Annotated in this window: 11 protein-coding genes and 1 pseudogene; 8 read left to right on the forward strand and 4 right to left on the reverse strand. The window is 32.5% G+C overall.

The features are described from left to right. Nucleotides 1-3: 3 nt before the first annotated feature. The 4 genes from ACHRVL_RS16860 to ACHRVL_RS16875 all read right to left on the reverse strand — a co-directional run bounded on the left by ACHRVL_RS16860 (nt 4) and on the right by ACHRVL_RS16875 (nt 6433). Nucleotides 4-3150, reverse strand: coding sequence for an efflux RND transporter permease subunit (locus tag ACHRVL_RS16860; RefSeq protein WP_395414650.1), 3147 nt, complete (start codon nt 3148-3150; stop codon nt 4-6). Nucleotides 3151-3160: 10 nt separating this feature from the next. Next, entirely contained in the window at nt 3161-4546 is a 1386-nt protein-coding gene (locus ACHRVL_RS16865) for a TolC family protein (RefSeq protein ID WP_395414651.1), read from the reverse strand. An 80-nt stretch (nt 4547-4626) separates the two neighbouring features. Continuing rightward, on the reverse strand, nt 4627-5031 hold the full coding sequence (locus ACHRVL_RS16870) for an HYC_CC_PP family protein (RefSeq protein WP_395414652.1): 405 nt from the start codon (nt 5029-5031) through the stop codon (nt 4627-4629). 145 nt (nt 5032-5176) lie between these two features. Next, nucleotides 5177-6433: an OmpA family protein gene (locus ACHRVL_RS16875; RefSeq protein WP_395414653.1), complete on the reverse strand. Its 1257-nt coding sequence runs from the start codon at nt 6431-6433 to the stop codon at nt 5177-5179. On the opposite strand from ACHRVL_RS16875, the gene ACHRVL_RS16880 reads away from it, so the two are divergent. The 8 genes and pseudogenes from ACHRVL_RS16880 to ACHRVL_RS16915 form a co-directional block, all read left to right on the forward strand. Then, on the forward strand, nt 6420-6542 hold the full coding sequence (locus ACHRVL_RS16880; protein WP_256371859.1) for a hypothetical protein: 123 nt from the start codon (nt 6420-6422) through the stop codon (nt 6540-6542). The two genes, ACHRVL_RS16875 and ACHRVL_RS16880, sit on opposite strands and share 14 nt — an antisense overlap. Before the next feature lie 667 nt (nt 6543-7209). Further along, on the forward strand, nt 7210-8940 hold the full coding sequence (locus tag ACHRVL_RS16885) for a sensor histidine kinase (protein WP_395414654.1): 1731 nt from the start codon (nt 7210-7212) through the stop codon (nt 8938-8940). 96 nt (nt 8941-9036) lie between these two features. Further along, nucleotides 9037-9357 carry a response regulator transcription factor gene (locus ACHRVL_RS16890; protein WP_395414655.1) on the forward strand — a complete coding sequence of 107 codons (321 nt, stop codon included), beginning with the start codon at nt 9037-9039 and terminating at the stop codon, nt 9355-9357. Then, on the forward strand, nt 9317-9676 hold the full coding sequence (locus ACHRVL_RS16895; RefSeq protein WP_395414656.1) for a LuxR C-terminal-related transcriptional regulator: 360 nt from the start codon (nt 9317-9319) through the stop codon (nt 9674-9676). The genes ACHRVL_RS16890 and ACHRVL_RS16895 overlap by 41 nt, the downstream gene beginning before the upstream one ends. Nucleotides 9677-10350: 674 nt before the next feature. Further along, nucleotides 10351-10638, forward strand: a complete 288-nt coding sequence (locus tag ACHRVL_RS16900; protein WP_395414657.1) for a hypothetical protein — start codon at nt 10351-10353, stop codon at nt 10636-10638. Between the two features lie 56 nt (nt 10639-10694). Further along, the gene (locus tag ACHRVL_RS16905) at nt 10695-12209 is read left to right on the forward strand and encodes a PAS domain-containing protein (RefSeq protein ID WP_395414658.1); all 1515 of its coding nucleotides are present in this window, start codon (nt 10695-10697) and stop codon (nt 12207-12209) included. A 59-nt stretch (nt 12210-12268) separates the two neighbouring features. Next, nucleotides 12269-12646 carry a YegP family protein gene (locus ACHRVL_RS16910; protein ID WP_395414659.1) on the forward strand — a complete coding sequence of 126 codons (378 nt, stop codon included), beginning with the start codon at nt 12269-12271 and terminating at the stop codon, nt 12644-12646. A gap of 455 nt (nt 12647-13101) precedes the next feature. Beyond that, nucleotides 13102-14665 (forward strand): annotated as a pseudogene (locus ACHRVL_RS16915) (hypothetical protein); the annotation flags it as partial.

Below are 14665 nucleotides of genomic sequence, written 5' to 3' on the forward strand. Positions count from 1 at the left end.
GATTTATTTTTCTAATGTTATATAATGAATGCTGTTTTCGTCTTCGGGATCTAATGAAGATGATTGTGTAGAGGTTTTGTTTTGTATCCAAACAAATACTAATGGCAATAAAAGAAGTACACTAAACGAAGAGGCAATAAGTCCTCCAATTACTGCTCTTCCTAAAGGAGCAACTTGATCACCGCCTTCGCCATGTCCAATTGCCATTGGAAGCATTCCTGCAATCATGGCTAACGTTGTCATGATAATAGGACGAATACGCAATGATGCTGCCTGAATGGCTGAACTTAGAGCATCGCCATTTTGTAAACGAAGCGATTCTGCATTACTAATTAATAATACCGCATTTGCAATTGATACTCCCACAGACATAATGATTCCCATATACGATTGCAGGTTTAATGTCGATCCAGTAATTTTCATTAAAAGCAATGAACCTAAAATTACAAATGGCACTGTTGTTAAAATCACCAATGACACTTTGAAGGATTGAAAATTGGCAGTCAGCATTAAGAAAATTACAATAACGGCGATTAGTAATCCTGTTGCTAGACTGTTCATCGTTTCATCAAGTACAGGAACCATTCCAGATACTTGAATATTTACTCCTTTTGGTAATTCTCCAAGAGATTCTATTGCAGCTTGTACATCTTTTTGAGCGCGGCCAAGATCTGCATCATGAATATTTGCTGTTACTGGAGTGTAAGCCATTGTTCCCAGATTATAACTTTCGCCTAACACTTTGGTTGGTGTAATTGTAGCAACATCACCAAGAACTGGGCGGTCTGAGTTTTTTCCTAGTGGAACGTTCATCAGTTCGTCTTTGGTGTTTAGAATGTTTTGCGGCGTTTGCACTTGCACATCATAAGCAATTCCCATCATTCCGCCAACCCACATATTTTTACTGGTATAACGAGAAGAAGCGGTGATTGGAACTAAGGAACGCGCGATGTCTTGCGCATCAATTCCTAATTGAGCAGCTCTTACACGATCAATATTAATATCAAAAGCGGGATAGTTTAGAGACTGCGGAATTTGCTGATCTCGCAAATAGTCAATTTCTTTTAGTTTAGCCAAAAGTTTATTGGCGTACATAACGTTCATCTTTTTCATCATTCCCGAAAAACGCACTTCGATAGGCGTATTGGTTCCTTGACTTAGTATTTTTTCGGTAAGTTCTATTGGTTCGAAAGAAAAATGCAATTCAGGCATTTTCTCTTTCATATGTTTACGAATGACTTCTTTTAAAGCATTGGTATTTCCATCATAATCTTTTAGTGCAATTTGCATTAATGCTTCGTGCGGACCTGCATTGTATAAGTAAATAGGACTTACCGCAAATGAAGAAGGATGCTGACCAATAAACACAGATGAAATACTAATGTGTTCTTTGCCAATAACGGTTTCAAGTTCCTTTAAAACTTGTTTTATTTTTAGTTCTGTTTTTTCAATTCGAGTGCCTTCAGGAGCTTTTATACGTACTTGAAACTGACTTGAATTTACGGTTGGCAATACATCTTTTCCGGTATTGTTGTACACTAAGAATACACTAAGCGCCGCAATAATGAAACTTGCAATTAATATTGGTTTTCGCTTTGGCATTATAGATTGTAAGAACTGTACAAAACGATTTTTAAAGCCATCAAATTTGTCTTCTTTGTGCGTGTGGTTTTCATTGTTTTTCATTAACCAGTTTGCTAATACAGGAACAAATGTCTGCGATAGAATAAAGGAGAATATCATTGAAAAACCAATTGCCAATGCTAATGGCATAAACAATGAACCTGGTATGCCGGTCATCATAAATGCTGGAGCAAATACGGCAAGAATACACAATAGAATTAATAGTTTAGGAAATGCAATTTCTTTACAAGCATCTAAAATTGCTTTGGATTTTGTTTTTCCCATTGCTAAATGCTGATGGATATTTTCGATCGTAACCGTACTCTCATCAACCAAAATACCAATGGCTAGTGCTAATCCAGATAATGACATAATATTGATGCTTTGTCCAAATAATTTTAGGAATAGTACTCCTGATATAATTGAAATTGGAATTGTAAGCACCACTATTAAAGCGGCTCTTTTGTCATTTAAAAATAATAATACCATTAATCCCGTTAGTACGGCTCCCAAAACGCCCTCGGTAATTAAACTTTTTACGGCATTAATTACATAAACAGATTGATCAAATTCATAGGAAATAGTGACATCATCTGGTAAATTGTTCTGAATGGTCGGAATCGCTTTTTTAAGATTTTTTACGACTTCCCAAGTAGAGGCATTTCCTGATTTTGCAATGTTTATATATACGGATCTTGTACCATTAATAAGGGCATATCCAGTCGTAATATCGGCACCATCTTTTACGGTTGCTACATCACGAATGTAAACATTATCAACTCCTCCTTTAAAAATTGGAATATTACCAAAATCTGCCACCTCCTTTATAGTATTGTTAGTAGGCGTTAAGTAATTAATATCGTTCACATAAATATTTCCTGATGGCGATGTGATATTATTTCTGCTGATAGATTCAACAATCTGCTCAGGAGTTAATTGATGTGTACGCAGTTTATTAGGATCAATGTTAATTTCGATAGTTCTAGGACTTCCGCCAAAAGGAGGTGCCGTTGTTAATCCTGGAATTTTAATTAAAAATGGTCGTGCTGTAAAATTGGCAATATCCTGCAGTTCATTATTTGTTTTCGAATTACTTTTAAAAACCAATTGTTCAACTGGCTGCGACGACGCATCAAATCGAATGATAAATGGAGGCGGAGCGCCCGGGGGTAAAAATACCTGCGAACGATTAGAAAGTGCATTGATTTCGGCAATTGCCTGTCCCATATCAGTACCTTCATAAAAGTTAATTTTCATTAAAGTAAGTCCTTGAGTATTTTTAGTTTCAATACTTTCTATTCCGCTTGTAAACAGCATCATGTTTACATACATTTTTGTAAAATAACCTTCCATTTGTTGTGGTGTGTAACCATTAAATGAATGGGCGATGTATACGACAGGAAGATTCATGTCAGGTAAAATATCGACTTTAATTTCTTTAGCAGCTTTGATCCCGAAGAATAAAAGCCCCAGCACTATCACCATAATAGAGATAGGCTTGCGCAAGGCAAAACGTATTAAGTTCATAATTTCGGGTTTATTGAATTTCGTTGAGTAAAATGTTTAAGTCGCCAGCTGCTGCTGCTTTAATCCATAAGGCCTGCCAAATATTGTTTTGAGCAATTTCGTATTCGATTTCGGCTCTATTCAATGTGTAGAAAGATTGTGTTAAGTCTACAATAGTGGTAAGCCCATTTTGATACAAAGCTGAATGTTGACGATAGGCATCTGCAGCAGCAGTAACTTGTGTTTTACTTTGCTCAAAAGTGGCGTAAGCATTTTTAAGTTTATCTTCAGCCAATTTTTGCTGCGCTGTTAACTCTTGACTCATATATTCATATTCATTCTGTAAAGACTGCGTTATGAATTTTTGTTCCCGTTTTTTAGAAGACTGACGGTATAGATTTGTCAGGTTCCAGCTTAGGTTTATTCCAACAAGATAATTACTGCGGTCTATTCCCACGCCATCAAGATAAGATCGATTAAAAGCCGAATTGTCTTGTACATAATTCCAATCAAAACCGGAACCACGTCCTTGCATTACTCCAAATGCAGAGATGCTCGGCAGACCAAGAGATGTTTGCAATTTCTCTTGATTTTCACTTTTTAAAACAGCACTTTTCTGCCATTCTAATAGGGGATGTTTGCTAAGTTCTACAGTCGATTCTAAAAGCGAGACAGGTGTTGTAGTTGTAAAAAGACTGTCGAGTTTATAAGTTTGATAGTTTTCGCCCAACATTACAGCCAGCGATTTAGAATGGTCGAGTTCCATATCGTAAGCCTTTATAACTGCTGCTTTTGTATTGGCAACTTCAGCTTTGGCTAATGAATAATCGACCTCTGGAAGTAAACCGCTTTCAGTACGGCTTTGTGTAGTAGTTTCTACAACTAGAGCGCGATCAAGATTTTTTTCCTGTACGTATTTAATACGCTGTGCAGCGAGCAGGTTTAAGTATGCTGCGCCTACTTTTACTTGATGCTGGAATTTTACCTGATCCAGATCTTTTTGTGCCTTGTTTTCATCAGCTTTGGCAATTCCTATTTGGTTTTTAATTTTTCCAAAAGTGAATAAATTCCAATTGATATTAGCCAGGTAAAGAGAACCAAAAGCAGCATTCCAGTTTTGATCCTGTAATGGCATAGACGTTGCAGCACTGCCCAATCCGCCAAAACTGTACATTGGTCCGTTTATGGCATTAATAGTACCATAACTTTGCTGTGCCATTAGGGTAAAGTCTGGTAAATAAGTGCTTTTTTGGTAAGTGATATTTTCTTTGGCAGCTTTTACAACTGCTTCTTTAGCTTTTATTTTTTCAAAATTCTGAATCGAACGTTCAAGAGCATTAGATAATGTTACCGTTTGTGCAAGCAGATTTTCTGAGACAAAACTGAACACTATCAATGCAAAGCATTGCATTTTCATGATGTGTATTTAAAAATTAGACAATAGAAATCTGACAACATTTCTTTGAAAAATGCTGCAGTTTATTCAATTGCTAAAAATCAAATTCGGTAAACGCAGTAAAAAATATAAAGCGGATTGCTTTTTAGAGGAATAAATGCACTAAAAAAATAGTTTGGTTTATTTACTTTAGGTAATAGAAGACCAAGTATTGTCTCATGAATCGAAACAGGTACTGGCAGATCTAAAGTTTTAAAAGCAACATCTTTAACAACTTTTTGGTGTGCTTTTTCAGTAATTTGGTTCAGCTGTGTTTTATGTTTACAGCAGTTTTTGCTTTTTGGTAAATTTTTTGCCGCACATTTTGGACATATTTTTCCTGTATGTGCGCCCGAAAAAAGACTTGTTTCCTGCTTTACTCCTTTGCAAAAATGGGTGATCGTGGTAAACCCTGACGACATTACCAGATAAAAAACAGAAAGAAGTATGAGAAGTGCTTTTTTCATAATTAACTGCAAAGTTGAAGATATTAAGGGATAAACAATTGTATAATTTTGGAAGAATTTTGTAAAATTTATGAGGTGAATTTTAACGGCAAAAAGGGGAATAATCGTTAGATTATTCCCCTTTTTAATACTTGTATTTAGAAAATTATTTTACTCTAAAAGTAACTCTTCTTACTAGTTTTCTAGCTCCATCAGAATCTTTGTTTACTGAAGTGTCTTCACCAGCTCCAATAACATTTAATCTTGACGGATTGATATTAGCTTTTATCAATGTGTTTTTTACATTGTTTGCTCTTGCAGTCGATAATTTATCATTGTGAGCAGATTTACCAATTTCGTCAGCGTGCCCAATAATGTCAACTGAAGCAGTAGGATTGTTTCTTAAATAAGTTAAGATGAAATCGATACCTTCTGTAGAAACATTTGTTGGAGTAGATTTTCCAAAATCAAAATAAGTACAAACGTAGTTACTGTTGATTAAGTTTTTAACCAATTCATTGTTGTTTAAAATTGGCGATTTATCAGTGTTACTTCCGTAAGTTTTTAATAAATAGCTTTCTAATTCGTCAGGAACATTGTTGTTGTTTACATCAATAGATTTTCCTTTTGTGTTAACCATTACACCAGAAATTGTGTTTGGTTCCTCATCTAAATAATCAGGCACACCATCTTTATCAGTATCCAGCATAGAAGTCTCGATATCGGTAATTCTTTGCTTCAATTCGTCAATTTCAGATTCGTTATCGATTACCCAGTCAGCATGTTTTTCATTTTTACCTAAATAAACTGTTACACCAACAGTTCCGTTAAAAATGATTCCTGAAAAACCTCTAGAATTAGAAGGCGTTGCAGCATCAAAAGTTACGTTTTGAGATGCGTTAAGAATAGTTGTAAAATCTCCAGTCAAAGCAACTCTGTTTGATAATTTAATTTGACCTGTAATACCAGCCATGAAGTTACCCATTCTATCTTTTACAGCTGAATTCTCGTCTTCTAATTGTGCCAATCCAAAACCAGCATGACCAAGTAAACCAATTGTATTAGTCCATGATTCAAAATTCATGATGCGGCCTAAGTTAGCTACAGCCTGAATATCTGCTCTGTAGTATTTAGTATCAAAATCTACAGAGTTATTTTTTCCTGTAAAACTGTTGTAACCAAAATCAGCTTTAAGACCAAATTTGTTATTAAACATATATCTAACTCCTAAATCTACTACATAAGGACTTGGTGTAGAAGTGAAATAGTTTGCAGACATAGGTCTTTGTGGTTTATTAAATCCTCCTCCTAATTCAATAGACCATTTATTGAAGTCATTTTTCGTTGTTTTCTCAGTTTTAGTCTGAGCACTTACAGTTGTTATTGCAGAAGCAAACAAGAAAGTAATTATGAATCTTTTCATTTTCATTAATTTTTTAAAATTTTCGGCAAAACTAAAAGACAATGTTGGTTCCAAAAAATGGGCAGTAAAAATTGAAGAGGATTTAAGAGCAAAACAAGCTGGAAGATGAAAATAATTTGAAAAATAAAAATCAGTTATTCAGATTGTTAGGGTTGATGTTTGAGAAATGTTATTTTTTTTCATTTTTTTTGCTGAGACAAGTTTTTTGGAATAACAGAATTATTGGTTCTCTGCTTTCGATAGTAGATCTATAATCGTTTGTTGGGGCTTAACATTTTTTTATCGATTTTTATGAAAAAGCTATTCATAAAAAAGAGTAGTTTTGTAGAACAAATTCTACAATAACTGTAATAATGTTCTACGTAGAATTTTATTAAATCAAACTACTTTCGCAGTTGATTTAAAATAAAAATTAAATATTTTAAAAAAAGTGAATTAAAATATGTAACTTGTTAAGGACATATTTTTTCAATTAAAAGACTCCCCAAATCTTTTAAATATTTATTGGCGATAATAGTTTATGTTGGTTTTACAAGGCTGTACTTTATTTTTTGTATAAAGCGGTTTTGATTTAACAGGTAAGTATTGTCGTCTCAGAATTAAAATAGGCAGTCCTGATTTAAGATCTAAAAAAAATAATTATTTAAGTTGTAGTACATCATTCATGATGGTATTGTAGTAACCTAGTATTAAAACAATTTTATGAGTTAATGATTTTATAACTCATTAATTTTTTTATCATTTTAAAATCTAAAATTTTGGTTAGAAAGCATTCCTTGAATAATACATTTAGTTTATTAAAACTAAAATTCAAACATAGAAAAATAATTCACTATACTTTATTGGTATGTATTATTTTGCTGCAGATAATTGCCATTGTCATTTGGAACAATGAAACTTCAAATGAAACTGAAATGTCAAAAGCATTGAGTTCTATGAATTCTATGAATAAGATTTCGAGTTTCACAAGCAAAATAAATAATTCGTTTTTAAATTCTCAAAAAGACTTTACTAATTACAGGGCTAATAAGAATAAAGCTTCTTTAGAGCAGTATACTGCGTCGTTGAATGAAATAAGCCGTTTGCTTGACAGTTTGAGTTTATTGACAAAAAACAATAAAGAGTTTGAAAAAATTCTGTTGGAGAAAAAACATTCAGAATCTAACATTCAAACGTTAAAATCTGAGATCGATTCTATTATTAGTTTACAGCATAATCCTGATAAAAATAGTGTTTCGAACGTGTTCAAATTAAATAAGTTTGAATACAAGAAAATTTTAGACAGCATTAAAACCGATACTTATACAAAAGTTGACAGTGTTTCTAAAAAAGGATTGTTTTCAAGACTAGGAGCGGCATTGGCAGGAAAAACTGATGTGCAGAAAGAGCAGTTAAATGTTACTGTTACAATGAAGTACAAAGATAAAGTAGTAACTGGAAGTATTGAAGATCAGATTGCTAATTTGTTTACTACAACAAATAACTACTACGAAGGGCAGTTTAAAAATTTGAAAAAACATTTTGAGAGCTTAAAAAATCAAGATTCGAAATTAACGGAGCTTAATAATAAACTATTAGCTTTAGAGAGCGAAATAATGCCAGTTTATAATAAGTCATTAAACGCTCTTCAGGAGAGCACTCAAAAACAGCTGCAAAATCAGTACGATTCTAATAAAATTGCCAGAAGTTATACACTCGCAGTCTTAATTGTTTTAATGCTTATAATATCGATTACCATTTTCTACTTTACTAGAATGGCATTTCAATATGAAAAACGATTGACAATTGCTCAAGCTCAAATTAAAGAAAGTTTAAACTTTAAAAATAGAATTATGGGAATGATCAGTCATGAAATTAGATCTCCGTTGAGTTTAATTTCTATTTACAGTAAAATGATCAGTTCTTCGATAAAAGATGCCGAAATAAAAGAAACTTTTCAATCCATTCAATTTACAACAAATTCGCTGCTTTTGTTAGCGAACCAAATTTTAGAGTATTCTAAAGATGAAAATCGTTTGCTGAAATTAAACAATAATAATTTTCAGTTAAAAACAGAGATAAATCAGATTGTTTCGTCAATGGGTTCATTAGTTGAAAGCAAAGGAAACAAAATTGCGGTTACATCAAATTTAGCTGATTATGAAGTTTTTTCGGATGCTGTAAAAATTCATCAGCTTTTTTATAATATAATTGGTAATGCCAATAAATTTACAAAAGAAGGACTCATAGCGATTGCAATAGATGCTGAAAAAGCTGGAGACAAAAAGCTTAACTTAAAAGTAGCGATTCAGGATAATGGAAGCGGAATTTCTGAAAATGATTTGAAGAATATTTTTGAACTTTATTATCAAGGAACAGTTTCTGGAAAAGTAAATGATTTAGGAGTTGGTTTAGGTTTGAATCTTTGTAAAGAAATTGTTGAATTATTTGGCGGAGCAATAAATGTTGAAAGTAAGCAAGGAAATGGGACGAAAGTTAGTTTCAATTTGATTTTAAATTTAGTTTAAAATGCAAATAAAAAAATCGTCGATAGGTGTTTTACATACCGATGGTTGATAAGTAAAGAACCAAATCTACTAAAAAAATAATTTATTCAAATACAAATGAAATCATCAAATAGCTATAGTTTTTTAATTGCCGATGATCATAGTGTGGTTAGACAAGGAGTTTCCCTAATTATAAAAGAGCTGTTTTTAAATGCAGCAATTTATATGGCAGGGAATTTTAAAGATATATTTACTAAACTAAATGAAGTTAAGATCGATTTATTGATTTTAGATGTAAACTTTCCAGATGGTAACAGTATAAATGTATTGTCTGAAATAAAAGCAATTCAGCCCGATATTAAAATCTTAATATTTTCGGCCTACGATGAAAATATTTATGCAATATTTAAATGCCGGAGCATCTGGTTATTTAAATAAAGAAACTTCTGAAGAGGAAATGAAAAATGCCATCAATTCGATGATGCTTTCTGGAAAATATCTTACGCAGAATGTTAAAGACAGGATTCTGGATTCGTATATCACTAAAAAGCCGACAAATCCGCTGGATCTTTTGTCGAATAGAGAAATTGAGGTGGCACAATTACTAATAAAAGGATACGGAAATCTGGAAATTTTAGAATTGTTGAACATAAAAAAAACGACAGTAAGTACTTTTAAAAACAGAATTTTTGAAAAGCTGGAGATTGATAATCTGGCTGATTTAATTCGGTTTTTTCAGTTGTATTACGACGAATAGCTAATATTCAATTATTTAGACATTATAAAGTATTAAGAAAAACAGGGATTTTTAAATCCCTGTTTTTTTTTGCAGAAAAGTTTCGATTTAAATCTCGTTTTCCTTGTAGAAATAATTCTACAAGAGGATGGTCAATATTCTATAAGCTATTGATTTTATTGGGAGTATTTTTGTATTGTCAGGAAGAGACAAGAGAATTGGAGAATAAAAAAAGACAATATTGAAAAATGTTTTTTAAAATTATTTACGCCCAATTTTCTGTTTTTAGGAATGATTTTTTTTGATGCTGGCAGTATTGTTTATGTTTTTTGGAATTTAACATTTAAGTCAATTTTGTTTTTGGAGAACAGCCGTTTGATCAACATTGAGTTGTTCATTTAATTAAAGAAAATTAGAATTGACGATGTAAGAATTTAGGGGAGAGAGAATGTGTGTGTGATATGAATTGAATGAATTTCGTTGTGGTAATTGAATTCAAGAAATCTCTCCTTTCAATTTTTTTATGCTGTGAAGTTTTTTATGATGTTATAGGATGCGGTTTTTAACTTGATTGAATTTTTTAAGAAAAATTTGATTGTAAAAATGTAATGATGATGATAAAGAAAAGAGCACTTATATATGGCAATCAAAAATGTTTTTCAAAATTTTTAAAATGCAAATTTCAAGACGTTTTGATGCTTGATATCTGTAGAGATTTCAGGAGCCTAAATGACGAATTAGATGTTTATGCAGCAATTGTATTTGTTGTTTACACAGAAGAAGATTTCCTTGATTTTTTAAGAGTATACGGAAAAGGAATTCCACTGGTTGTTTGTTCTTTTAATAAACGAATATCAAATGTATTGATTGATTTGGATGATGTTTTTTTACTTGATACTTCAAATGTACGATCACAAATATTAAATCAGTTAAATCTTCATTTTGAAGAAACCATACTTAATACCCAAATGCCTTACTGTTGACTAAAAAGAAACTGTAATCAGGTTTTTATTAGTCATAAACTACTAAATACTAGATCATGGAATTCGACTTTTATAAAGCAAGAAAAAATAAAACAATTAATGAATTGAAATCTAAATTGTTTGATGAAATGGAAGATGCGCTTTTTGTTTTGACGATTTCGCCGCAAAACGATTGTGCTTTGCCTTTTGTTACTGATTCTGCATATAGAATGTTTGAAATTTTATCTGATGAATTGGTTACCAATACCATGTTTTCTGTTTATGACAGAGTTCATAAAGAGGACAGGAACTCGGTAAGGAAGTCTTTAATTGATTCTTTAAAAAAGGGGAAAAAATGGAATTCGGTTTTCAGAGTGCAATTGCCTATGAAAGGTTTATGCTGGTTTAAGGTTTCATCAAAAAAAGAAACAAACAGCGATGGAACATTGGTTTTATATGGAAGAATTGCTGATGTAACAGAGTTGAAAACATTAGAAACGAAACTTAAAATTTCTGAGGAACGTTTCAAATTTGCTCTTGAAACATCGACTTCTGGGGTTTGGAATTGGGATATTAAAGAGAATACCGTTTTTTATTCGCCGCAGTCTATAAAAATATTGGAACTAGAATCTGTAAAAAATATTGATTCTCCAGAACGATGGAATGAAATTATACATCCAGAAGATCTTGATAAATATTTCACAGCTTTACATAATCACTTCGAAAATAATACCCCTTTTTATGAAAACTTTCATCGGGTATTAACATTAAATGGAAATTATAAATGGATTTTAAACAGAGGTAAAGTGATTCAGCGTGATGAAAATGGTAAACCGTTGAAAGTAATTGGAACGCATACTGATATTTCATCGCAAAAAAGAAAAGAATTAGAGCTGCAAGAAAGAATGGAGCTGTTTAGTGAAAAGAATGACAGACTGCTGAATTTTTCGCACATAGCATCTCATAATCTGAATTCGCATGCAGGAAATTTTAAACTGCTTCTGGATATGATTGATTTAGAAGAAAATTTTGCCGAGAAGCGAGAAACAATAAAGTATCTGCGAATGGTTTCAAATGATTTAAATCGAACAATTGAAGATCTATCGCAAATAGTCAACATTCAAAATAATACAGAAATTGCTGTAGAACCCTTGAATTTGAATGTTTATTTAAACAGGGTGCTTAACATTGTCAGCGCTTACAGCCATCGAAATAATGCAACAATTATAAACAACATCCCAGAGGATGCTGTGATTAATTTTAATCCTGCTTATCTCGAAAGCGTATTGCAAAATTTATGTACGAACGCAATAAAATATGCGAATCCAGACAAATTTTTGGTAATCGAATTTAACTTTTTCATAGAAAATGAGAAAAAGGTATTGACGATAAAGGATAATGGTTTGGGAATCGATCTTAAAAAATATGGTCATTTATTATTTGGAATGTATAAAACATTTCATAAGCACGAAAAGGCAAATGGAATAGGCTTATACATTACAAAAAACCAGATTGAATCAATGAACGGAAGGGTTACAGTTGAAAGTCAGGTAGGAAAAGGAACAACTTTTAAAATCATTTTTAACGATTAATTAAAAATGATTTACAATTTAAATTTATTAGCAACAAAGAGAAAAGATTAGTTTTTAAAATGGAAAAATTTGTAATTAATAAAAAAACAAATGGAGAATTTCAGTTTGATTTTATAGACAATAAAGGAAAGGTTATTTTAAGCAGCGGAGTTTATACAAGAAAATTAATGTGCTTTAAAGGAATTGAATCTGTAAGGCGCAATTCGCAAGATAATGTGAAGTTTTTTAGAAAGACATCTCGAAACAATGAAACTTACTTTAATCTGAAAGCATTCAACGGAAAAATTATTGGAGTAAGTAAAATGTTTAAAGATAGATTTTCTCGAGATAAAGGAATTGAAGCATTAAAAAAGAAAGCACCAAATGCTTCTATCGAAGATCGATCAAAACAATCTTTCAAATTAATCTGTACCGCATCTTACAATATGGCAGGCTAGAAAGCAATGCTGTAAAGCCAAACAAACAAATATTTATTTGTTCTAATATCTATCCTTCAATTTACGAAGGTCTTCACTAAAAAATACGGTTTTTTAATTCTGCTTTTAACAATTAAACAGCAGTGTATGGTAATGGGCTTTTTTTAAGAAATCTAGTTTCTTAAGAGTGTTTGTTTATAACATTGTAATTATCAATTGCTACTTGTTTTTTGTGTTTTTTGCATGTTTTTTCTGTAGAAAAAGTTCTACAAGGCAAGGTTAAGGGTTCTACAATTTTTTGATTTTTAGTCTTTTACATTTGCCCCCAGATAGATGTAAGATCAGTTTATTTTTTAGAGGTTCCCCAAATCTTAAAAAACAACCTATTTATGATCAGTGAAATGAGAATTAGCAGTGTTCAATTTTTTCATTTGAATTAGTTCTTATTAAGGTTAATCGTTTTTAAAAGATTTTTTATGAAAAATTATTACTTTTTATTCCTTTTAGGATTGAGTTTTTGGAGTCATGCACAAGTAGGTATTGGAACTTCACTTCCTAACGCTTCAACACAGCTTGATGTTGCAGCAACAAATAAAGGTATACTTATACCTAGAGTTTCATTAACCAGTACATTAGACAAAACGACTATTGCAGGTGGTAATGTAAACAGTCTTTTGGTTTTTAATACGCAGACAATCAGTGATATTGTTCCAGGCTACTATTACTGGTATACAGATAAATGGTACCGTATGGGAAGTGCTGATACGGAGACTATTACAACTTTGGTAGACAATAAAAACGGTACGATCACTTATACAAATGAAAAAGGCCTGCCAGTTACAATAAATTTAGCATCAGGTCCGCAAGGAATTCCTGGAACCAATGGTGTTGATGGAAAATCTGCCTATGAAATTTGGAAAGAAATAACTAAAAATAATACAGCAACAATTACAGACTATTTAGCAGCTGTAAAAGGTGATACTGGTGTAGCAGGAACTAACGGAAAAGGAATTACAACTACAGTTGATAATGGAAACGGAACGTTTACATTTACGTATACTGACGGATCAACTTTTACCACTTCTAACTTAACAGGAGCACAGGGAATTGCAGGAACAAATGGTATTGATGGAAAATCAGCTTTTGAAATTTGGAAAGAAACGACCAATAATACAACAGCAACTATTACTGATTATTTAGCAGCTATAAAAGGAGATACAGGAGCGCAAGGTCTTCAAGGAACAGCTGGAAAAGGAATTACAACTACAGTTGATAATGGAAACGGAACGTTTACAATTACGTATACTGATGGATCAACTTTTACCACTTCTAACTTAACAGGAGCACAGGGAATTGCAGGAACAAATGGTATTGATGGAAAATCAGCTTTCGAAATTTGGAAAGAAACGACCAATAATACAACAGCAACTATTACGGATTATTTAGCAGCTATAAAAGGAGATACAGGAGCGCAAGGTCTTCAAGGAACAGCTGGAAAAGGAATCACAACTACAGTTGATAATGGAAACGGAACGTTTACAATTACATATACTGATGGATCAACTTTCACGACTTCTGATTTAACAGGAGCGCAAGGAATTGCTGGAAAATCAGCTTTTGAAATTTGGAAGGAAACGACCAATAATACAACGGCAACTATTACGGATTATTTAGCAGCTATAAAAGGAGATACAGGAGCACAAGGTCCTCAAGGAACTGCTGGAAAAGGAATTACAACTACAGTTGATAACGGAAATGGAACATTTACAATTACGTATACTGATGGATCAAGTTTTACTACTTCTAACTTAACAGGACCAAAAGGAACTGACGGAGCAAAAGGAGAAATTGGAGCGCAAGGTCCTCAAGGAACAGCTGGAAAAGGAATCACAACTACAGTTGATAATGGAAACGGAACATTTACAATTACGTATACTGATGGATCAAGTTTTACTACTTCTAACTTAACAGGACCAAAAGGAACTGACGGAGCAAAAGGAGAAATTGGAGCGCAAGGTCCTCAAGGAACAGCTGGAAAAG

The sequence above is a fragment of the Flavobacterium sp. FlaQc-28 genome (genome assembly GCF_044007415.1).
Taxonomy (GTDB): domain Bacteria; phylum Bacteroidota; class Bacteroidia; order Flavobacteriales; family Flavobacteriaceae; genus Flavobacterium.

What these genes read in the sequence shown, in the direction of transcription:
- ACHRVL_RS16910 (WP_395414659.1), top strand. Translation starts at nt 12,269, where the DNA reads ATGGAAAAATTTGTAATTAATAAAAAAACAAATGGAGAATTTCAGTTT.
- ACHRVL_RS16905 (WP_395414658.1), top strand. Translation starts at nt 10,695, where the DNA reads ATGGAATTCGACTTTTATAAAGCAAGAAAAAATAAAACAATTAATGAA.
- ACHRVL_RS16860 (WP_395414650.1), bottom strand. Translation starts at nt 3,150, where the DNA reads ATGAACTTAATACGTTTTGCCTTGCGCAAGCCTATCTCTATTATGGTG.
- ACHRVL_RS16880 (WP_256371859.1), top strand. Translation starts at nt 6,420, where the DNA reads ATGAATCTTTTCATTTTCATTAATTTTTTAAAATTTTCGGCAAAACTA.
- ACHRVL_RS16890 (WP_395414655.1), top strand. Translation starts at nt 9,037, where the DNA reads ATGAAATCATCAAATAGCTATAGTTTTTTAATTGCCGATGATCATAGT.
- ACHRVL_RS16870 (WP_395414652.1), bottom strand. Translation starts at nt 5,031, where the DNA reads ATGAAAAAAGCACTTCTCATACTTCTTTCTGTTTTTTATCTGGTAATG.
- ACHRVL_RS16875 (WP_395414653.1), bottom strand. Translation starts at nt 6,433, where the DNA reads ATGAAAAGATTCATAATTACTTTCTTGTTTGCTTCTGCAATAACAACT.
- ACHRVL_RS16865 (WP_395414651.1), bottom strand. Translation starts at nt 4,546, where the DNA reads ATGAAAATGCAATGCTTTGCATTGATAGTGTTCAGTTTTGTCTCAGAA.
- ACHRVL_RS16895 (WP_395414656.1), top strand. Translation starts at nt 9,317, where the DNA reads ATGCAATATTTAAATGCCGGAGCATCTGGTTATTTAAATAAAGAAACT.
- ACHRVL_RS16900 (WP_395414657.1), top strand. Translation starts at nt 10,351, where the DNA reads ATGCTTGATATCTGTAGAGATTTCAGGAGCCTAAATGACGAATTAGAT.